The sequence below is a fragment of the Lentzea rhizosphaerae genome (assembly GCF_042649515.1).
In the GTDB taxonomy this organism is placed as follows: domain Bacteria; phylum Actinomycetota; class Actinomycetes; order Mycobacteriales; family Pseudonocardiaceae; genus Lentzea; species Lentzea aerocolonigenes.
The window spans coordinates 168,080-187,258 of the sequence record NZ_JBHRZI010000003.1; the positions used below are offsets into that span (position 1 = coordinate 168,080).

Genomic DNA, 19,179 nt, shown 5'->3' on the forward strand with positions numbered 1-19,179 from the left:
CATGGCCTCACCCGAACTGCACAGGTTCACGTTGCCCAACGGCCTGCGGGTGGTGCTCGCCCCCGACGCCAGCGCACCGGTCGTCGGCGTCAGCGTGCACTACGACGTCGGCTTCCGCTCCGAGCCGGAGGGGCGCACCGGCTTCGCGCACCTCTTCGAGCACCTGATGTTCCAGGGCAGCGAGAGCCTGGAGAAGCTGGCCCACTTCCGGCACGTGCAGTCGTCGGGCGGCACGTTCAACGGGTCCACGCACCCGGACTACACGGACTACTACCAGGTGCTGCCGAGCGCGGCGCTGGAGCGGGCACTGTTCCTCGAAGCCGACCGCATGCGCGCGCCGAAGCTCACCGAGGAGAACCTCCGCAACCAGATCGACGTGGTGAAGGAGGAGATCCGGCTCAACGTGCTGAACCGCCCGTACGGCGGGTTCCCCTGGATCCTCCTGCCCGCGGTGCTGTTCAAGACGTTCGCCAACGCGCACAACGGCTACGGCGACTTCGTCGACCTGGAGAGCGCCACGGTCGACGACTGCGCGGAGTTCTTCGACACCTACTACAGCCCGGCGAACGCGGTGCTGACGGTGGCGGGCGACCTCGACGTCGAGGCCACGAAGGCGTTGGTGGAGAAGCACTTCGGCGACGTGCCCGCACGTCCGAAGCCGGAGCGCCCGTCGTTCGCCGAGCCCGCCCCGCAGGGCGAGGTGCGCCACGAGCACGGCGACGCGCTGGCCCCGCTGCCCGCGATCGCGATCGGCTACCGCGTGCCGGACCCGGTCACCGACATCGACGGCTACCTCGCGTACCTGGTGCTCGCCGGCGTGCTGACCGACGGTGACAGCTCCCGCCTGCAGCAGCGCCTGGTGCACCGCGAGGGCATCGTGATCGACCTGAACGCCGGCTGCGGCTTGTTCGGCCCGCTCGAGGCCCGCGACCCGGACACGTTCAGCATCACCGCGATCCACACCGCCGAGGTCTCGCCCGACCAGGTCATCGCGGCCATCGACGAGGAACTGCAGAAGCTCGCGCAGGAACCGCCGTCGGCGGAGGAGCTCGCGAAGGTCACGGCCCGCTGGGCGTCGACCATGCACAAGGAGCACGACCGGCTCACGAACCGCACGCTGGGCCTCGGCTCCGCGGAGCTGCTGTTCGGCCGCGCCGAGCTGATCTACGAACTCCCCCGTCGGATCGCCTCGGTGACCGTGGACGAGGTGTCCGCCGCGGCCAAGGCGCTGCGTCCCGACGCCCGCGCCCTTCTCTTCGTCAAGCCCACCGGAGGAGCTCAGTGACTGTCTCAATTTCCTCTCCGGGGCGTAAGACCCACCGGACGGCCGAGGAGATCGGACGCACCGAGGTCGGCCCGCGTCCGCTGCCGGAGCTGGGCTCGCAGAAGGCGGCCGCTGACCTGTCCACTGTGGACACGGTGCTGCCGAACGGGTTGCGCGTCATCGCGATCAAGCGCGCCACCGTGCCGATGGTCGAGGTGCGGCTGCGCGTCCCGTTCGCGGACCCGGCGACGTCCAGCGAGGGCTCGGCGCACTCGGCGCAGGCGGAGATCCTCGCGAACACCGTGCTGACCGGCACCGCGACCCGTTCGCGCGTGCAGATCGACACCGAGCTGGCGCTGGTCGGCGGCGAGCTCGACTCCGTGGTCGACCCGGAGCGCCTCAGCTTCACCGGCAACGCTCTGGCCACGGGCCTGGGCACCGTGCTGGACGTGCTCCGCGACGTGCTGACGTCGGCGGCGTACCCGGCCGACGAGCTGGAGCGCGAACGCGCCCGTCTCGTCGAACGCATCACGCTCGCCCGCTCGCAGCCGAACGTCATCGCGCGCGAGGCGTTGCAGAAGAAGCTGTACGGCGACCACCCGTACGCCAAGGAGATGCCGGAGGCCGACGAGGTCGCCGCCGTCACCCGTGACGAAGTGGTGGCGTTGCACGCCAAGGCGTTGCTGCCGCGCGGCTCGGTCTTCGTGATCGTCGGCGACGTGGAGCCCGCCGAGGCCGTCGCGCAGGTCGGCGAGGCGCTGGGCGCGTGGCAGGGCGAGGGCGAGGCCGTCCAGCTGCCGCCGCTGCCCGCCGTCGAGGGCGGCGACGTGCTGCTGGTGCACCGCGCCGGTGCCGTGCAGTCGCAGATCCGCCTCGCCGCGCAGGCGATCCCGCGCACGGACGAGCGCTACCCCGCGTTGCAGCTCGCGAACCTGGTCTACGGCGGGTTCTTCTCGTCCCGCCTGGTCGAGAACATCCGCGAGGACAAGGGCTACACCTACAGCGCCCGTTCGCACCCCGAGTTCACGATCCACGGCGCCACGCTGCTGATCGACGCGGACACGGCGTCCGACGTCACGGCCGCGGCGCTGCTGGAGACCCGGTACGAGCTCGCGCGGCTCGGCATGGTGCCGCCGTCGGAGTCCGAAGTGGACGTCGCGCGCCGGTACGCGATCGGCACGCTGCTCACCAGCACGTCCTCGCAGGGCGGCCTGGCGTCGTTCGTCGTGAACCTCGTCGCGCTCGGTCTGGGCATCGACTGGCTGGTCGCGCACCCGCAGCGGTTGCAGGCCGTCACGCCGGAGCAGGTGGCCGCGGCGGCACTGGAGTTCTTCGCGCCGGGCAACTTCACCGGTGTGCTCGTCGGTGACGCCGAGCAGCTCAAGCCGAAGCTCGCCGCGCTGGGCGGGGTCTCGTTCCAGTGACCTTCGACCTGGCATCGCTGCCCGCGCTGTCGCGGTTCGTGGTCGACCGGTGTGAGCCGTTGCGCGGCGACGACGAGAAGCTCGCCGCGCTCTGGCCCAAGGCCCGGATGATCGTTGTCGACACGCGTGGCCGCACGCTGGTCGCGGACCGGGGCACGCGGCTGGCCGACCGGCCGGCCGTGGACTTCGGCGACCAGCCGCCCGTGAACGCCGTCCTGCTGGGTGAGCAGGACGGCGTGGCGTACTTCGCCGTGCTGATGCCCGCCGAGTCCGACGACCAGGTTCCGGTCGGTCGTTCGTGGGTCGCGCCGGAGCTGACGGACGAGCCGCAGTGGCTCGACCTGCGGCAGGCCGGTGCGACGCTGGACGACATGTCGGCCGGGTTGTTCACGACCGCGGCGGCGTTGTTCCAGTGGCACCGGCTCGGCAAGTACTGCGCCAAGTGCGGCGCCAGGACCGTGCTGGAGAAGTCGGGCTGGCTGAGTGTCTGCTCCGGGTGCGGGCGGGAGGAGTACCCGCGGACCGACTCCGCGGTGATCTGCCTCGTGCACGACGGGGCCGACCAGGTGCTCGTCGCTCGCGGGCCGGAGTGGCCGGAAGGCCGGTTCTCGGTGCTCGCCGGGTTCGTCGAGGCCGGGGAGTCCCTGGAGGCCTGTGTCGCGCGCGAGATCTTCGAAGAGGTCGGCGTGACCGTGAAGGACATCCGCTACCTCGGTTCGCAGCCGTGGCCGTTCCCGCGGTCGTTGATGATCGGCTTCGAGGCCGTCGCGGATCCGGCCGAGCCGTTGCGGCCCGCGGAGGGCGAGATCGCCGAGGCCAAGTGGGTGTCGCGGGCCGACGTCCGCAAGGCGATCGAGGAACCGGGGAGCGTTCCCGGGCTCGGGCTCGCGGGTGGCGCGTCGATCGCGTTCCGCATGCTGCAGAGCTGGTCCGGCGCGGCCTAGGGTCACGGCACCGGGTTGCGCCGAACGGCCTAATCCGGTGTGGTCTGGGTATGAGCAACCCGGAGCTGGAGGCGCGCAACGCGGCGTTGCGCGGCCAGGTCGACACGATGCTGGCGAACCTCGAACGGCAGACCGCCGAGCTGAAACAGGCGCAGGCCGAGGCCATGGCCAAGGTCGGCCGCGCGACCTCGCAGGACGGCCTCGTCGAGGTCACGGTCAACGCCGGTGGCATCGTCACCGGCGTCACGTTCGCCCCGGCCGCGTTCGAACGCAGCACCCCGGAGAAACTGGGGCAGAGCGTCGTGGCGACGATCCAGCGGGCCGCCCTGGTCGCGCGCGAGCAGGCCGACGCCGTGCTCGCGCCCTACCAGGAGAACGTTCCCGACCTGCCGGACCTCTTCCCCGGCATGCCGTCCCTCAAGGACCTCATCCCGGCGCCGCCGCCCGTCGTGCCGCCGGCCGCGCCGCGCCAGGACGACGACGAGCCGCCGGAGTCCTTCATGGACCGTCGCGGGAGCCAGTGGTGACGGGCTTCGAGGTAGACCCGACGGCGTTGCGCTCGGCGTCACCGAAGTTCTCGGCGGCGGGCGACAAGCTCCAGACGGCGTGGGAGGCGCTGCGCGGCGTGCTCGACGCGAACAACGGCTGCTGGGGCGGCGACGACGCGGGCAAGGAGTTCGAGAAGTCGTACGTGCCGATCGCGGACAAGGCGCGGCAGGCTTTTCCCGCGCTCGCCGAGGGCATTCACTCGATCCGGGAAGGTCTGGACGCCTCCGCGGACACCTGGGAAGCCGCCGACAAGGGTGGCGCTCGGTCGCTGGGAGGGAAGTGAGCCGTGGGCATCGAGATTCCAGGTGCCGTCCAGTGGCTCACGCCGATCGTGGTCGGCGCGGACTGGCCCGAGGGCGACGAGACGAAGCTGTGGGCGATGCGGGACGCGTGGGCAGCGGCCGCGAAGGCCGTCGGCGAGGTGCTCGGTGACGGCAACAGCGCGTCGACGGCCGCACTGGGCTGCATGAGCGGGCAGACCGCGGAGAAGTTCGAGGAGTACTGGAAGAAATACACCGAGGGCGACGCCTACCTGGTCACCCTGCAGCAGATCTGCACCGACCTCGCCGCTGGGTGTGACAACGCGGCACTGGGCATCGAGTACACGAAGCTCAGCATCATCGCCGCCCTGATCATCCTGGCCGCGCAGATCGCCGCGATGATCGCCTCGGCGGTGGCCACGTTCGGCGCGTCCACCGCGGGCATTCCGATTGCGCAGGCCGCCACCCAGATCACCGTCCGAATGATCTTCCAGCAGCTCGTCCGGCAGATCATCATCAACGTGATCATGAACGTCGGCGTCGACGCGCTCATCCAGGGTGGTCAGCTGGTCTTCGGCGAGCGGAAGTCGTGGGACGTCAGCAAGACCGTCGACGCGGGCATCGCGGGTGTCGCCGCGGGTGTCGCGGGTGGACTGGTCGGTGCGGGCAGCTCCGCGCTCGGCAACACGTCGAAGAACTTCTTGCAGGCCGCAGGCCGTGGTGCGGTGGAGGGTGCCATCTCTGGTGCGGGTGGCAACGTGCTGAACAACGTGGCGCACGGCAAGGTCTCCGCCGAGGACTTCGGCTCGGCGATCCTGTCCGGCGGTGTCTCCGGCAGCGTCGGTGGTGCGGTGGGCGGCATGCAGAACAGGCACGAAGGCCTGTCGAACACCTGGGACACCGGCACTCACACCGATCCCGACACCGGCGTCGTCACGACGAGCGGGCAGAACACGCAGGGGCACACCTACACCACGCCCGAAGGGTCGACCACGCGCGCCAACACCGAGGGCAACCCGTACCACGGCGGATGGGGCTCGGAGAACGCGAGCAAGATCCCCGGCGACGGCGGACCGAACAACGTCAACGACCCCGAGGACAGCGACTACCAGGTCAAGTCCTCGGCGAACCCACCGCGCATGGTCGGGCGGCTCGACCTGCCCGATCCTCCGAAGCAGGGCTAGCGCCAGGGCCGCCAGCCGGGAATCGGGGCGTGATCGGCGCGGGTCTCACCCCAGTCCCGGCTGCCCGGCGGCAGCGCGTTGTGCTCCGCGACCCGCATCCGGCCGCGCACCCGCCACCAGTCGGCCAGCAGCCACGCGGTCAGCGTCACCGAGATCAGGATTCCGATCCACGCATCGGCGCCGACGGCGAGGAACATCCAGGCGTACTGGCCGGTGAACGCCGCTGCGAACAGCCGCCACCCGATGCCGGCGGGCGCGTAGGTGCCCCTGCCCATTCCGACTGTCCGCCGCACTGCCCACTGACGCAGCACTCGCCACTCGTCGACCGAGGTCAGGGTGGGCAGCGTCGGCGTTCCTCGCCTGGAGCGGATCAGCTCGGCGAGCTCACCGGCCCGCGTCACCGGCAGGATCCACTGCTGCGGCCGCGCCACCAGACGCAGCAGCGGGTTCTGGCCGACGAACGCCGTGGCGCCAGTGGGTGCAGGCCACTGGTACACATCCGGCGCAGAGCCTGGCTGCGCGAGCGTGACGTCACCGAGCCACACGGCTTGAGCGGGGACACCGGGCGCCTGCGCCCTGCTCGGCCTGTGCACCAGGCGATCCCGCTGCACGTACAGCGACGCGCCGTCGCGCAACGGCACCCGCACCTCGACGCTGCGGCCGAGGTTGGCGCCCAGCCGGAACATCCGCCCGCCGAGGTGACCGAGCACCGGACACAGCACGAGCAGAACGGGGATCCAGAGGAATCTGCCCATGCCGATCAACCAGACCACGCTGACGGGCACCGAGAGCAGAGCCACCCGGCCCCAGGTCCGCGGCACGTTCCGGTTGAGCACCCACACCAGCCCGGCGACACCTGGGACGGTGACCACGATCCACGGCACACCGGGCGTCGTGATCAGTGCAACCGCAGGCAGGACAACGGTTCCTGCCAGCGCGAGCGTTGCGCCGACCAGCCAGCGCACCGCGAGTGGTGGCCCGGTGAGCGACACGGCCGGCCCGTCGACCGGGGTGGTCCGCTCCCCGGCCGGCGGTGGGGCCTCGCCGACCTCGTCGAGGTGGCCGGCGGTCTGCACGGCGGGGGTGGAGTGGACCTCGGGCAGGCCGGAGACCCGTGATCGCACGAGGGCGACGAACTTCTGCGGGGTCTCGACCGGCAGGACCTGTTCACCCGTCGTCGTCCGCAGCACCACGACGTCACCGGACGGCACGGGAAGCCCGCGTCCGTCGGTGAGCGTGATCCACGGCGCCTCGCCGGGCACCGCCTGCCGCGTGCTGATGCCGAGGAGGTCGGTGAACCCGTAGGAGAGCCTGGTCGGTCCGCCCGACGCCATCCGCCCGCCGCCGGACGACGCCGTGATCTCCAGGCCGCTGCCCGTCACCTCGACGGCGTCGTTGTACCAGCTCGGCCTCGGGTCGACGCGGAACTCGAACAACACCTTGCCCGGTGCGCGCTTCGACACCAGGTGCGCCAGGTACGTCGCGGCGAACGGAAGTCCGAACAGGATCGGCACGTTGACCGCGGGCGACTTGCTGCCCACGACGATCACGGCGGTGATCGCGGCGACGGCCGACACGGCCAGCGCGACGAATGGCCAGTGGTGCGGTTTCACGGCCCCATCCTGGCGAGGACGCCCGCCGGACGCATCACGTGGTGATCCTGGAGATGTAGCCGTCCGGGCGGACGTCTGCTTCGAGGCCGTCCAGCACGATGCTGGTGCCCAAGCCGGCGGACAGGTCGAGGCCGGGAACGAAGGTGCCCGCGAGCGGGTGGTCGCAGCCCGTCTCGTAACGGATGTCGGTGCCCTGGACCATCGCGGAGATGCGGCGTCTGACCTCCGGCAGCTCCAGCAGGTCGCTGAAGAGCGAGTACAGCTCGCGGGCCTGCGGGTCGGGGCGGGTGAGGGCGACCTGGGCCATGGTGTTGCGCAGCACGCGTTCCGCGACCGGGTGGCGTTCGGTGGTGTAGGTGTCGATCAGCTCGGAGTCGCCGGTCGCGAGCTTCCAGCCGAGGTTCAGCGCGTCGTGCAGGCCGAGGTTCAGGCCCTGGCCGCCGAACGGGGAGTGCACGTGGGCCGCGTCGCCCGCGAGCAGGACGTTGCCGCGGCGGTAGGTGGCGGCCTGGCGGGTGTTGTCGGTCCAGACCGTGGCGGTGTGGACGGCGGTGATGCGGACGTCGCGGCCGCTGACCCGGCGCAGCGACGCTTCCAGCACCTCGCGGGTGGGTTCGCGGGTCTCGGGAGGACCGTCGTACTCGATCATCATGATCCGGCCCTGGAGCGGACCGGAGGCGTAGACGCCGGTGGGCGTGCGGTTCCAGCCGCGGTCGAGCTCGCCGTCGAGGTCGACGATCGCCTGGTAGCCGGTGAGGCTCGGGCCGGTGCCGGGGAAGTCGATGCCGGCGAGCTTGCGGACGGTGCTGCGGCCGCCGTCGCAGCCGACGACGTAGTCCGAGTCGAAGTCGAGGCTGGTCACCTCGACACCGCGGTGGATCGTCACGCCCAGTTCCAGGGCGTGGGCTTCGAGAACGCGTTCCAGGGCCTGCTGGCTCAGCACGACCAGGTCTTGACCGTCCAGTTTGAACAGTCCCGCGAAGTGGCCGGTGCTGGCGCGGTACCAGGCGAGGCGGGAGGTCTCGGCCTCGCTCGCGGCGGTGATGGCCGGGCCGAGGCCGCGCATCGCGAGCATGTCGAACGTGCGGCCGCTGATCATGTGGGCCTTGATGGTGTCGGCCTGAGTGGTGAGGCGTTCGAGCACGGTGGTGCGGACGCCCTGCAGCGCCAGTTCGCAGGCGAGCAGGAGACCGACAGGGCCGGCGCCGACGACGGTGACGTCGGATGATGTTTTCATGCACAACATTTGATGATGAAAACATCGCGGTGTCAAACCTGTTTTAGGATGAGGTGGTGACGGAGCCGATCTACTCGTGGCTGTACGTGCAGCAGGGCGTCGACGCGGTGAGGGCCGCGATGGGACGCCGCATGGAGGCCGACGCCGGGTGCTCGCTGCTGGAGCACGTGGCGCTCTACCAGCTGCACCACAACGGCGGGCGGCTGAAGATGCTGGAGCTCGCCGAGCTGCTGGACGTGAGCCCGTCCGGAGTCACGCGGCTGATCGAACGGCTGGTGAAGCGCGGCTGGGTGACGCGCGAGCAGCCGCCGGACAACCGGCGGCTCGTCTACGCCGTGCTCACCGAGGAGGGCGAGGAAGCGTGTCTCGGCACCACGGCGCGCGTGTACCGGGCGTCGCTCGCCGAGGAGTTCACCGGGTTGCTGAACGACCGCGACCTCGCCGACCTGCGCCGGATCGGGCGCAAGCTGCTCGAGGGGCACGGACGGTGGGACGTGAAGCGGTTCGCGCCGTCAGAGGAGTGACGGCAGCACGTGCTCCTCGGTGACCATCAGGCCGGTCGTGGCCATCGTCTCGGCCAGGTCCGGGTCCCAGCTCGCGTTCTCCGGGCGTGAGTTGAGGGTCGGCAGCTCCACGCCGCGGGCGATCAGCGTGGCCACGGCCTCGCGGTAGTCGTTCGCCGACATCCGCCACGCCGTTCCGCCCGTCCAGGCGAGGACCTCGTTGGTGGTGCGGATGCCGTCCGGCGTGAAGTCGTTGTGGCACCGGACGATCTTGCCGTCGAGGTGGTGCTTCGCCTGTGCCGTCAGGCCGTTCGGCAGCACCACCAACGGTCCGGGTACACCGGACTCGAGCAGGCGCGGGCTGCGGACGACCGTGATCTCCCGTGCTTGCAGGGTGTCGTTCAACGTCAGGTAGCCCTGGGAGGTCAGCACCGGGTGGCTGTACGCGTCCGGCAGCACCCCGGCGCGTTCCCAGTCGGTGCCGGCGAGCCGCAACGCCTGCCGCACGACGCGGGTGAGCGGACGGCCGTCGTCGAGATCGTTGCCCGCCAAGGCGAACCGGGTCGTCCACTGCCGTGGTTCACCCGTCAGCCTCGCCAGGATCGACGCCGCCTGGTTCGCGATCATCGGCAACGCGGGCTGCGGGATCTTGCCGTACCTGCGCACGTGCTCGATCCACTCGGCCGCCCAGGGCGCGTGCAGCAGGCCGTGCTCGCGCAGGGCGAACCTCAGCACGGCGTCCGCGGTGGACGCCTCCTCGGTGCTGGACATCCCGACCGGCTTGCCGTGCACGGACTCCAGGACCTCGGGCAGGGTGCTGCCGTGCGCGCGAACGTGTTCGTCGAGACGTGCCAGTGAGATCTGGCGACGCGCCGGGTGCGCGACCGGTTTGCGGAGGAGCTCGCCGAGCGCGGTCGCGGTGCGGGCGTCCTCGACGCGGAAGCTGAACGCCGAGCGGCCGCCGCCCTCCATCGTCTCGCGGGCGAGGCGCCAGAACTCTGCCAGCTCAGGGCGGTCGAACTCAGTCACGACCTCAACTTAGGCCTTGACTTCCCGTCGCCGTGAGCGGACCGTACCTAACCATGAGCGCCGCACCTAATCGTGATAGGCAAGCCGAACGGCGTGAGGCCACCCGAAGAGAGATAGTCGACGCCGCGTGGGAGATCGCGCGCCGCGACGGGCTGGCCGCCGTGACGTTGCGCGAGGTCGCGGCCATGATCGGCATGCGCTCGCCGTCGCTGTACTCGCACTTCGACTCGAAGAACGCGATCTACGACGCGATGTTCGGCCAGGCCTGGACGCTGTTCCTGGCCGAGGCCGAGAAGAACTTCCGCGACCTGCCGGAAGCGCCGCGCGAGGCGTTGCTGGCGATCGTCCGCCACTTCTACGACTTCTCGGTCACCGACGTGGCCCGCTACCAGCTGATGAACCAGCGCTCGATCCCCGGCTTCGTGCCGTCCGAGGCTGCCTACGCGCCGTCGGTGCAGGTCATCGATCTGCTGCAGCGGACGTTCCACCGGCTCGGCATCACCGACGGCGCTGACGTCGACCTCTTCCTCGCCCTCGGCGGCGGGTTGCTGGAACGGCAGCTCGCCAACGAGCCCGGTGGCGACCGCTGGCTCCGTCAGCTGCCGCGCGTGATCGACATGTTCGCTGACGACCTCGACCTTCCCGGACCTCCGCTGAGGAGCACGACATGACTTCCGCACTCGCCACCAGACCCAGAAGCTCCGCGCTCGACCGCGACATCGCGGTGCGCCTCGCCGAAACCGAGTACGGACGGGTCGTCGCGCTGCTCGACGACCTCGGGCCTCAGGACTGGGCCAGGCCCACCGACTGCCCGGGGTGGGACGTGCGCGCGATGGCCGCGCACATGCTGGGCATGGCGGAGATGTCCGCGTCCATCCGCGAGAGCCTGCGCCAGGTCAAGGCGGCGGAGAAACGCGGCGGCGTGTTCATCGACGCGCTGACCGAGCTCCAGGTGGCCGAGCGCACGGACATGTCCCCGGCCGGCATCACCGCCCGCTACGCCGAGGTGGCCCCGCGCGCGGTCAAGGGACGGCGCCGCATGCCGTGGTTCGTGCGCAAGCAGAAGATGGGCCAGGCGCAGCAGATCAACGGCCGCGACGAGACGTGGACGCTCGGCTTCCTCGGTGACGTGATCATGACTCGCGACCCGTGGATGCACCGGGTCGACATCTCGCGGGCCGTCGGGGCACCGCTGGTGCTCACCGCCGACCACGACGGCGTGCTCGTCGACGACGTCGTGCGCGAGTGGGCGCAGCGGCACGGCAGGCCGTTCACCCTGCACCTGACCGGTCCGGCGGGCGGCACGTGGGGCGAGGGCGGCCCGGTGCTGGAGTTCGACGCGGTCGAGTTCTGCCGCGCGCTCTCCGGACGCGGCAGCGCCCCGCTGGACACCGAGGTGCCGTTCTAGGGAACGATCCACTCAGGACGGCCGTACCCATCGGTCGCGAATACGGGCATCCGGGGCATCCTCGGCGACACGTGAGGCGTCTACTGGGACATGAAGAAAATTCGACTGCTCGCCGCAGGGGTCACGGCGGCGGTCACGGCAACTTTCCTGGCGCCGCTGCCCGCAAATGCCGACCCCCGGGCTGAGATCGCCTCGGACGCCCAGGCGGCGTTCGCCGTGTTCGACCGCAAGACCGGACGTACGACGATCGCCTGGGACGAGCACAAGCAGTACCGCTCGGCGTCGGTGGTCAAGATCCTCATCGCGCTCGACTACCTGGAAAAGCGCGGCCCTGACGCCGAGATCCCGCAGGCCGACCTGGTGCGGCTGGAGCCGATGCTGAGGTCGAGCGACGACAACGCGGCTTCGGAGCTCTGGGTCCAGGAGGGCTGGGAGAAGATCGTCGAACGCATGGTCGTGAAGCTGGGGCTCGAGGACACCGCACCGCCGGTCAACGTCGGGTTCTGGGGCTACACGGCGCTCAGCGCGGCCGACGTCGTCAAGATCTACCGATACGTGCTCGACCAGGCACACCCGAAGTTCCGCGATTTCATCATGGGCAACCTGCACCAGGCGACGAAGTGCGCGACCGACGGCTTCGACCAGTCGTTCGGCCTGCCGAGCGTCGTTCACGGCGAGGTCGCCTACAAGCAGGGGTGGTCGCGCTTCGGTGACACGCCGCCCAGGCCGTGCGTCGAATCGCGGAAGCCGCAGAAGACCTACCCCGGTGTCGCCAAGGACGGTCCGGTGGGCGAGGGCCTGCGTTCGGCCGCCGACGTCGACCTGACGCGTCCGGCGATGCACACCACCGGCACCTACGGGCGCCACGACCGCAAGATCATGGTCGTGCTCACGCTGGAGCCGGTGGGCACCACCTGGGACGTCTCCGCCGATCGGATCACCAGGCTCACGCGCGCCGTGCACCTGGCGGACCGCATCCTCGACTGATCCGGTTGAAACGATGAACGGCGCTTTTGTCCACCTCAGGTGCACAAAAGCGCCGTTCATCGCGGGCGTCTAGGGGTCGATTCGGTCCAGGGCGGCGCCGTCCCAGGTGGTTTGGGTGCAGGCGACGCCGCGGCCGTTCTTGGGCCGCAGCACGTCGAAGATGTGCATGCGCGGGATCTTGTCGGACACGCCCCAGCCGCTCGGCCAGGTGATCACCCAGTCCATGTCGAGGTCGACCAGCAGGCCCAGCATGCGCGCGATGGTCGGGTCGTCGAGCCGTTCGAAGGCCTCGTCCAGCAGTACCAGGCGCAACGGGTCGAACTCGTCGCTCACCGCGTCGTAGAAACTCGCCGCCGCCGCGAACAGCGTCACGTACGAGATCAGCCGGGTCTCACCGGACGACAGCTGGCGCAGTCGCCGTTCGCGCGGGTTGCCGTCGGGGCCGGTGTCGGCGACGGTCACCGTGAACTGGTGCCACGTCCGGTAGTCCAGCGCCCGCGACAGGATCTCCGCGTAACCGCCGGAGTGCGTGTCGCGCTCGTTCTCGATCCGCTCGGTGAAGACGCGGCGCAGCGTCGCGTCCTGCTCGGGCGTGCGTTCGCCGAACGGCAGCCGCACGAGCGCAAGCGCTTGCCTCGTCTGGTCGTCGAGCGCGCTGGACGACTTCCAGGCGAGCTTCACGTGCACGCCCTGGCTGGACCGGGCCTGCGAGAGCACCTCGTTCATGCGCTTGGTGAGGTCCTCGGCGACGGTGATCTGGCCGCGCAGCCACTCGGCGAGGTCTCGGATCAGGTAGTCGGCGAAGATGCCCTGGTACTGCTCGTCGAGGAACCCGCGCTGCTCGGCCAGCTTCGTCGTGACCTGACGGGCGGCGACGGCGACGGGTTTCGCGCCCTCCTCGCCGGTCACCGTCACGGTGAGCAGGCCTGCGTGCTGCTCGGCGGCGATGTCGTGGCTGCCGGCGAGCGCGGTCTGGAGGGCCTGCAGCTTGGCGATGACGGTGGCCTCGGTGCCGCCGCGCCGATCAGGAGTCTCCGCGATGGCTTGGCGCGCCAGAGCTTCCTCGGGAGCCTCGGGGAACGCCGCTGCCAGCAGGCCAGGTGCGCGCACCGTGGCCTGGAAGTTCGCGGAAGCGCGTTCCAACGCCTCGGAGGCGTCGGCGATCTGCGTGGAGTTGGTCTCCAGCAACGCTTCCAGCTTCGCCGCCTGCTCCCGCGCGGTCGTGATGCTCTCGCGCACACCCTTGAGGTCCTCGCGCATCTTCTTGCGCGACTTCTCCAGCTGCGTGAGCTGCTCGCTGATCTCCTTGGCCTCACCTCCGACCGCGTCGGTCAGCTCGGCGAGCGTCCCGGCCTGGGCCGCGTAGTCGACGCACCGGGTGTCGGCGTCGGCCTCGGCGGTCTGCCGGTCGGCGACGGCCTCGTGGTAGCGGTGCGAGGCGTCGGTGAGGTCGGAGATCGTGCCCTGGCAACGCCTCTTCACGGCGTCGCCGAGCAGGTCCGCGGTCCGCTGCGCCTCGCTCGCGGCCGCCTGGGCCTGCCGGAGTGCCTCGGTGTCCGAGGGCAGTCCGGCGTCGCCTGCTTGGCGGGTCAGCTCGCTTCGCGCCGCTTCCAGCCGTGCGTTCGCGTTCTCCAGGGCGTCCCGCAGCTCGAACGTGCGCTGCTGCGCCCGTGCCGCGGACTCCTCGGCGGCCTGGACGCGGCTGTGCTTCGCGATCAGCTCGCCGTCACCGGGGAACGCCGCGAGGTGCGCCTCCCACGTGGCGACGTGCTCGTGGGCGCGGGCCAGCTCGTCCTCCGCGGTGCCGAGCTGCGCGCGCAGCTCGGCCAGTTCCTCTTCCAGAGCCGCGATTCGACGACCGCGGGCGGCCTCTCGCGCGCCCGCACCGATGAACTCGGCCTCGGGCTTGACCCAGCGGCCGGTCAGCACGCCCGTGCGCCAGTCGCCCGTGGTGGTCATGTCGTCCAGCGACACCGCGCGCAACAGGTCGGCGACGAGCGACTCCGGCACCGGCGACCCTTCCACCGCCGGCACCAGGAACTCGGCAAGCGTTGGGCCTTCAACGGCTTCCCGCGGAACGGCCAGCACGTCGTCGAGCTCGCCGCCGTGCGCCGTCACCCACGCGTCGAGCAGGCCGCTCGCCTGCAACGCCGCCTCCAGCCCCGCGCGTTCCGGATCGGTCAGCGAAGGTGCGAAGTCCACCAGCCGGTAGAACGGGGCGCCCTTGGTGGTGTCGCGGGATGCCGACGTGTACTGACCGGGCACGGGAACGCGCTCGTTGCCCGAGCGCAGGCCGACCAGTTCCTCGTCGAGCGTGTCCAGGCGAGCGCGCAGTTCGGTGCGCTGTTGCGTGAACGCGTGGGCAGCGTCGCGGGCCGCCTGCACGAGAGGCCCTGCCCACTCGCGAGCGGTGGTGCTCAACGTCTTCGCGGCCGCGGGATCGGCGGTCTGCGGCAGGACCAGGGTCTCGGCGGGACGTTCGTCGAGCAGCGGACCGCTCGACGTCCAGACCTCGACCTGCTCCAGCCAGGTCTGCACGACCTCGGCCAGCTCCTGCATCTCCTGGTTGCGCAGCGCGGTCGCCTCGGTCGCGCCGTGCTGGGCGTCGCGGGCTTTCTGCCGCAACGACTCCACCTCGCGCTGCTGCGAGTCCAGCCCGATCGCCTGCTCGTGCAGCGACAGCGCGAGCGCACCCCGTTGGCGCGCGAGGGAAGCGATGCCCGAGGTCTGGTCGACGACGGACGTGAGCGCGGCCAGCACGTCCTCCGTCGCGGCGGCGGGCGGCACGCGGCGTTCGATCGGCAGCGGCCCGGCCTCGGGATCGGGCTTGGCCCGCACCGAGTCCGTGGTCACGGTCGCCTCGGCGGGCGGGACCTGCGGCACGTCCGGCGCGAGGTCGGCGTCCATGCCGGCCAGGCGCAGGTGCTCGCGCAACGGGTCGCTCAACGCGTCGGCGGCGCTCAGGTCTTCCGCGAGCCTTCGCAGCAGCCGCAGCACATTGTCGACGGCCGCGTCCTCCTGGGCGCGCTGGCGGTGAGCCGTTTCGAGAGCGGCGACGGCGGAGGAACGCTTCTCCGCCACCAGGTTCTCGCGCGTCTTGAGGTCCTGGAGGTCGCGGAACGCGGGCAGTTCCTTCAGCGCCGCGATGGTCTCCTCTGCCTGCTGCTCGCCGGTCTCCATGTCGACGAGTGCCTGCTCGGACGCCGCGCGCTCCATCCGCGTGAGGTCCAGCTCCTGGGTGAGCTTCGACTGCTCGCGTTGCAGCTTCGCCACCGACTTCTCGGCGGTCTCCAGCCGTTCCGAAGCTGACCGCAACCCGCCGAACGCGTAGTCGCTGTAGGTCTTGAGGAACGTGCTCAGCGCACTGTCCGCAGAGGACAGTCGCACGATGTTCTCGCGGATCGACTCCAGGTCGTCGAACGACGTCGCGAGCTGCTCGACCATCGTCTGGTCCAGCGGCGGCAGTGCGTCGCTCAGGATCTGTTCGAGCTGCCCCTCCAGCACCTTCAGGCCGACGTCCGGGTTGCGCAGCGTCCGCTGGAGGTGCAGCAGGTCGCCGTACCGGGCCGCGGGCACGCCGTAGACGCTCTCGGCGATCTTCGCGCGGAACGCGGGTTCCTCGAACATGCAGTCCGCGCCGATGAGGTCACGCAGCTGCGCGGGGCCGTGCGGGACGCGTTCCGGGCCGGCGAGCTGGAGCTCCGTGCCGACGCGCATCGGCGTGACGAAGCGCCACGAGTCCGTGATGGCCTGCGAGGTCTTGGACGCCTTCACACCGAGACCGCACGTCAGGTACTCGTTGCCCGAGTGGTCGGCGGCCTCGCGGATCAGCTCGACCCACGCGTAGCCGATGCGGTTCGGGCCGCCGTCGTAGTCGTCCAGCATGAGACGCCGGATGCTGACCGTGTCGAAGCCCTTGGAGCCGAGCTGGCGCAGGTCGCCGTCCAGGCACAGCGGCAGCAGCAGCTCCAGCGTGCGGGACTTGCCGGAACCGTTGGTGCCCTGGAAGATCGCGCGGCCACCGGAGAAGTCGAACGTCTGCTCGGTGTACTGCCAGATGTTGACCACGCCGCCGCGGTGCAGCCGCCACCTGCTCATGACACGTTCTCCTCGTCGAACAGGGACCAGCTCGGCACTTCGGGCACGACAACGGGTTCCGGTTGTTCTCGTTCGGGATCGCCGTCGGGGGACGGCAACCAGCGGTGCGCGGCCGCGCTGATGGACCAGCCTTCGTCCGTCTGGACGGCCAAGCCCATGCGGCGCAACAACTCCGTCACCTCGGCGACCAGCCGGTCGAGGTCGTCGGTGAACTGCTTCGACCACGCGGCGGGGTAGTCCTCGACCAGTGCGGCGCAGACCTCGCCGATGCGTTCGGTGGTCACGACGTGCCGTGCGGGCGGGTCTTCCTCGTCGCCCTCGACCAGGTCGGGGAGCGCGAGAAGTGCGATGCGGGCGACCGTCGAGACGCCGGGGAACGACAGGTCGGTCAGGAAGTCCTCGGGGTCGGCGGCGAGCACGCCCTCGACGCGGCACTCGGTGTAGAGGCCGAACGCCTGCTCCAGCAACGCGGTTTCCTTGCGCTGGTTGCGGCGCAGCCACTCCGCCTGGTCGTCCGGCAGGTCCGCGTAGAGCACCAGCGGCGTCTCGACGAGCTTGCGCCGCACGGCGTGCTCGACGCCGCGCGGGCCGGGGCGGGCGGCCAGTTCGACGAGGTGAGCGGGGTCCTGGGCTTCACCGACCGGACCGGTGACGAGCTGGCCCAGCAGGTCGGTGTCGATCGTGATCAACGCTTCCTGCGGGATCATGTCCTGCGCGACCGAACCCTCGGTTTCCTGCAGCACGCCAAGGGAAACGAGGTGGCGCAGCGCTGCCGTGAGCGCACGTCGTTCGGTGACGTCGTCCGGTGCGTCGATGCCTGCTTCCACTGCGGCGGAACGGATGTCGGCGACGAGTCGGCTCAGCAGCGTCTGGCGGCCGATGCCCGTGAGGACCGCGAGGGTGAGCGCCAGGTACGCGTAACCGCGCGGGGACATGCTGAGCACGCCGCGGGTGTCGTCGTGGCCGGGGCCGGACTTGTAGAGGCGCGCGAACCGTCGTTCGACGACGAGCCGGTAGCCGAGCAGGCCGGCGAACAGGTCCTGGAGGGTCGCCCGGTGCCGGTAGACGAGGCTGAGCAGTTCGCCGTCGGGGCCGTCGCTGCGCAGCAAAGGCCTGCGCAGCAACGTTCGCGCGCACCGCACCACGTTGGCGGCGTCGATGTCGGAGAGGTTGTCCAAGTGGTTCATTGCTTCAGTGCCACCGTCGCGTCGTGCAGGGTGAGCGTCCCGGCGGCGGACTTGATCTGTGTCGTGGTGCCGTGGGCGATCTCGAGTTTGAGGCCGCGCACGGGATCGCTGGCCGATCCGCTGTCCTGCGGCGAGTCGCGCTGGGCCATCGCGAGCGTCAGCAGCTCGCAGAAGACCTCCAACGCGCCGTGCGTCAGCGTGGTGTTCTCCAGGTTTCCGGCGGCCTTCGTCAGTTCCGCGACGTGCCGCGCGCGGATCTCGTCGGCCTCCCTGGCCTCCGCGAGCAGCGACTGCTCGGTCATCGGGTCGTCGAGGATCCGCGACGGCCGGCCGCGCGCTCCTCTGTCGCCTCTCGTGCGTACCGAGACTGTGACGTCGCAGACCGGTCCGTCGCGCCACGGGGTGCGCTCGTTGTCCGAGTCGTGCTCCGGCGCGGGGGAGAGGTGGCGGGCGCTGTAGAGGCCGAACGCGGCCGCGTAGATCTCGTGGGCCTGTTCGCGCGTCGAGTTGTCGAACCAGCTCGCGAGCTTCAGCAGCTCGGCGCGGCGGCCGGGCAGCAGGCCGCCGCCGGAGGTCGCTCTTTTGACGCTGGCCAGAAGGCTGCCGATCGCGCGGGCCGTCGCTTCTCGGAGCGCAGTGACCTGGCTCGGACGGCCGGGGCGGTCGACGAACCAGTCCGTGAGCTCCTGCCAGTCCTCGGGGGTCCGGCCGCGGGCGCGTTCGACGCTGGCGCCGAGGTCGGTGCTGAGCAGCCTGAGCAGTTCGGAGCGGGCCCTGGTGAGGCGGGCCAGGGCTTCGGCGATCGGGGGCGTGTACTTCAGGACGTCCTCGACGACCCGCTGGATGTACTCGACCAGCAGGTTCCGGAAGCCCGCGATCTCGTCCGGCGCCAGGTGGTTCCGCGTCACGACCTGGCCGAGGTAGGCGTAGAAGTCGCGCACGGTCGCGGCGAGCTCGGCGTGCTGCAGGAACAGGGTCGTGACGCGTTCGGCGAGGAGTTCCTTGGTCTTGTCGCCCTCGTTGAGCAGGGCAACTGAGAGGGATCCGCCGAGCTCGTTGAGGCCGCGTTCGATGGCGGGGAGGAGCTCCCTGGACACCTCGCGGGCGCCTTCGGGGACCCGGAGCAGCTCGTCGACGTCGCGTTGGACGCGGACCGCGAGCTTCGACACCTGGTACCGGACGCTGCCGTGCTGGAACTCGGCGATGCTGGCCGCCACGACCTCCCTGCGCCCCTGGACGAGGTTGCCCCACTCGACCAGCTGCTTGAGGCGGTTGATGACGTTCTCGATGCGGCTCTCGCCTGCTTCTACGCGGCCTTCTCTTTCCTGACCCGCCAGCGCGCCCGCGACCTCGCCCGCACTGAGATCCGCGAGCAGCGTGGAGGTGAACAGCCGCATGATCGCCAGGTACGTGCGCTGGTGATCGCGCGCGTCCAGATAGGCGTACAGCTTCAGCCGCTTGTGCTCCACGACCGGCCACCCTAATGCGCGCG

At 70.5% G+C, this 19,179-nt stretch carries 16 protein-coding genes; 10 read left to right on the forward strand and 6 right to left on the reverse strand.

All coding sequences use genetic code 11. The annotated features are described in order from the left end of the window. The first annotated feature begins 1 nt into the window (after nt 1). From ACFOWZ_RS01250 to ACFOWZ_RS01275, 6 genes are read left to right on the forward strand one after another with little or no spacing between them, the layout of a single operon-like run. Nucleotides 2-1,285 (forward strand): M16 family metallopeptidase, encoded by a 1,284-nt coding sequence (locus tag ACFOWZ_RS01250; RefSeq protein WP_382367310.1) that lies wholly within the window; start codon nt 2-4, stop codon nt 1,283-1,285. Beyond that, complete coding sequence (locus tag ACFOWZ_RS01255; RefSeq protein WP_382367312.1) at nt 1,282-2,688, forward strand: M16 family metallopeptidase; 1,407 nt, start codon at nt 1,282-1,284, stop codon at nt 2,686-2,688. The genes ACFOWZ_RS01250 and ACFOWZ_RS01255 overlap by 4 nt, the downstream gene beginning before the upstream one ends. Continuing rightward, a complete protein-coding gene (gene nudC / locus ACFOWZ_RS01260) occupies nt 2,685-3,632 on the forward strand; it encodes an NAD(+) diphosphatase (protein ID WP_382367314.1) in 948 nt (315 codons plus the stop codon). Before ACFOWZ_RS01255 ends, nudC begins: the two co-directional genes overlap by 4 nt. Nucleotides 3,633-3,682: 50 nt before the next feature. After that, a complete protein-coding gene (locus ACFOWZ_RS01265) occupies nt 3,683-4,159 on the forward strand; it encodes a YbaB/EbfC family nucleoid-associated protein (protein ID WP_382367316.1) in 477 nt (158 codons plus the stop codon). Beyond that, on the forward strand, nt 4,156-4,464 hold the full coding sequence (locus tag ACFOWZ_RS01270; RefSeq protein WP_382367318.1) for a WXG100 family type VII secretion target: 309 nt from the start codon (nt 4,156-4,158) through the stop codon (nt 4,462-4,464). The genes ACFOWZ_RS01265 and ACFOWZ_RS01270 overlap by 4 nt, the downstream gene beginning before the upstream one ends. A gap of 3 nt (nt 4,465-4,467) precedes the next feature. Beyond that, a complete protein-coding gene (locus tag ACFOWZ_RS01275) occupies nt 4,468-5,625 on the forward strand; it encodes a WXG100-like domain-containing protein (protein ID WP_382367320.1) in 1,158 nt (385 codons plus the stop codon). On the opposite strand, the gene ACFOWZ_RS01280 is transcribed toward ACFOWZ_RS01275, so the two are convergent. Next, nucleotides 5,622-7,238: a hypothetical protein gene (locus ACFOWZ_RS01280; RefSeq protein WP_382367322.1), complete on the reverse strand. Its 1,617-nt coding sequence runs from the start codon at nt 7,236-7,238 to the stop codon at nt 5,622-5,624. The genes ACFOWZ_RS01275 and ACFOWZ_RS01280 overlap by 4 nt on opposite strands. Nucleotides 7,239-7,272: 34 nt before the next feature. Next, nucleotides 7,273-8,475: an FAD-dependent monooxygenase gene (locus ACFOWZ_RS01285; RefSeq protein WP_382367324.1), complete on the reverse strand. Its 1,203-nt coding sequence runs from the start codon at nt 8,473-8,475 to the stop codon at nt 7,273-7,275. Between the two features lie 56 nt (nt 8,476-8,531). On the opposite strand from ACFOWZ_RS01285, the gene ACFOWZ_RS01290 reads away from it, so the two are divergent. After that, a complete protein-coding gene (locus ACFOWZ_RS01290; RefSeq protein ID WP_382367326.1) occupies nt 8,532-8,999 on the forward strand; it encodes a MarR family winged helix-turn-helix transcriptional regulator in 468 nt (155 codons plus the stop codon). On the opposite strand, the gene ACFOWZ_RS01295 is transcribed toward ACFOWZ_RS01290, so the two are convergent. Beyond that, on the reverse strand, nt 8,988-10,007 hold the full coding sequence (locus tag ACFOWZ_RS01295) for a DUF2399 domain-containing protein (RefSeq protein WP_382367328.1): 1,020 nt from the start codon (nt 10,005-10,007) through the stop codon (nt 8,988-8,990). The two genes, ACFOWZ_RS01290 and ACFOWZ_RS01295, sit on opposite strands and share 12 nt — an antisense overlap. 53 nt (nt 10,008-10,060) lie before the next feature. Here ACFOWZ_RS01295 and ACFOWZ_RS01300 point away from each other — a divergent pair, with 53 nt between their 5' ends. The 3 genes from ACFOWZ_RS01300 to ACFOWZ_RS01310 all read left to right on the forward strand — a co-directional run bounded on the left by ACFOWZ_RS01300 (nt 10,061) and on the right by ACFOWZ_RS01310 (nt 12,402). Continuing rightward, on the forward strand, nt 10,061-10,678 hold the full coding sequence (locus ACFOWZ_RS01300; protein WP_382367330.1) for a TetR/AcrR family transcriptional regulator: 618 nt from the start codon (nt 10,061-10,063) through the stop codon (nt 10,676-10,678). Beyond that, the gene (locus ACFOWZ_RS01305) at nt 10,675-11,415 is read left to right on the forward strand and encodes a maleylpyruvate isomerase family mycothiol-dependent enzyme (RefSeq protein ID WP_382367332.1); all 741 of its coding nucleotides are present in this window, start codon (nt 10,675-10,677) and stop codon (nt 11,413-11,415) included. The genes ACFOWZ_RS01300 and ACFOWZ_RS01305 overlap by 4 nt, the downstream gene beginning before the upstream one ends. A 90-nt stretch (nt 11,416-11,505) precedes the next feature. Continuing rightward, complete coding sequence (locus ACFOWZ_RS01310) at nt 11,506-12,402, forward strand: hypothetical protein (protein WP_382367334.1); 897 nt, start codon at nt 11,506-11,508, stop codon at nt 12,400-12,402. Nucleotides 12,403-12,471: 69 nt separating this feature from the next. Here the strand turns inward: ACFOWZ_RS01310 and ACFOWZ_RS01315 are convergent, their stop codons facing one another. The 3 genes from ACFOWZ_RS01315 to ACFOWZ_RS01325 are packed head-to-tail and all read right to left on the reverse strand — an operon-like array spanning nt 12,472 to nt 19,156. Continuing rightward, nucleotides 12,472-16,500, reverse strand: coding sequence for a TIGR02680 family protein (locus ACFOWZ_RS01315; protein ID WP_382367336.1), 4,029 nt, complete (start codon nt 16,498-16,500; stop codon nt 12,472-12,474). Beyond that, nucleotides 16,497-17,687: a TIGR02678 family protein gene (locus ACFOWZ_RS01320; protein ID WP_382367338.1), complete on the reverse strand. Its 1,191-nt coding sequence runs from the start codon at nt 17,685-17,687 to the stop codon at nt 16,497-16,499. Before ACFOWZ_RS01320 ends, ACFOWZ_RS01315 begins: the two co-directional genes overlap by 4 nt. Beyond that, complete coding sequence (locus tag ACFOWZ_RS01325; protein ID WP_382367340.1) at nt 17,684-19,156, reverse strand: DUF2397 domain-containing protein; 1,473 nt, start codon at nt 19,154-19,156, stop codon at nt 17,684-17,686. The genes ACFOWZ_RS01320 and ACFOWZ_RS01325 overlap by 4 nt, the downstream gene beginning before the upstream one ends. Between the last annotated feature and the right edge of the window lie 23 nt (nt 19,157-19,179).

Coding starts and splice junctions, on each gene's coding strand:
- ACFOWZ_RS01250 (WP_382367310.1), top strand. CDS start 2: ATGGCCTCACCCGAACTGCACAGGTTCACGTTGCCCAACGGCCTGCGG.
- ACFOWZ_RS01265 (WP_382367316.1), top strand. CDS start 3,683: ATGAGCAACCCGGAGCTGGAGGCGCGCAACGCGGCGTTGCGCGGCCAG.
- ACFOWZ_RS01285 (WP_382367324.1), bottom strand. CDS start 8,475: ATGAAAACATCATCCGACGTCACCGTCGTCGGCGCCGGCCCTGTCGGT.
- ACFOWZ_RS01300 (WP_382367330.1), top strand. CDS start 10,061: ATGAGCGCCGCACCTAATCGTGATAGGCAAGCCGAACGGCGTGAGGCC.
- ACFOWZ_RS01305 (WP_382367332.1), top strand. CDS start 10,675: ATGACTTCCGCACTCGCCACCAGACCCAGAAGCTCCGCGCTCGACCGC.
- ACFOWZ_RS01310 (WP_382367334.1), top strand. CDS start 11,506: ATGAAGAAAATTCGACTGCTCGCCGCAGGGGTCACGGCGGCGGTCACG.
- ACFOWZ_RS01315 (WP_382367336.1), bottom strand. CDS start 16,500: ATGAGCAGGTGGCGGCTGCACCGCGGCGGCGTGGTCAACATCTGGCAG.
- ACFOWZ_RS01320 (WP_382367338.1), bottom strand. CDS start 17,687: ATGAACCACTTGGACAACCTCTCCGACATCGACGCCGCCAACGTGGTG.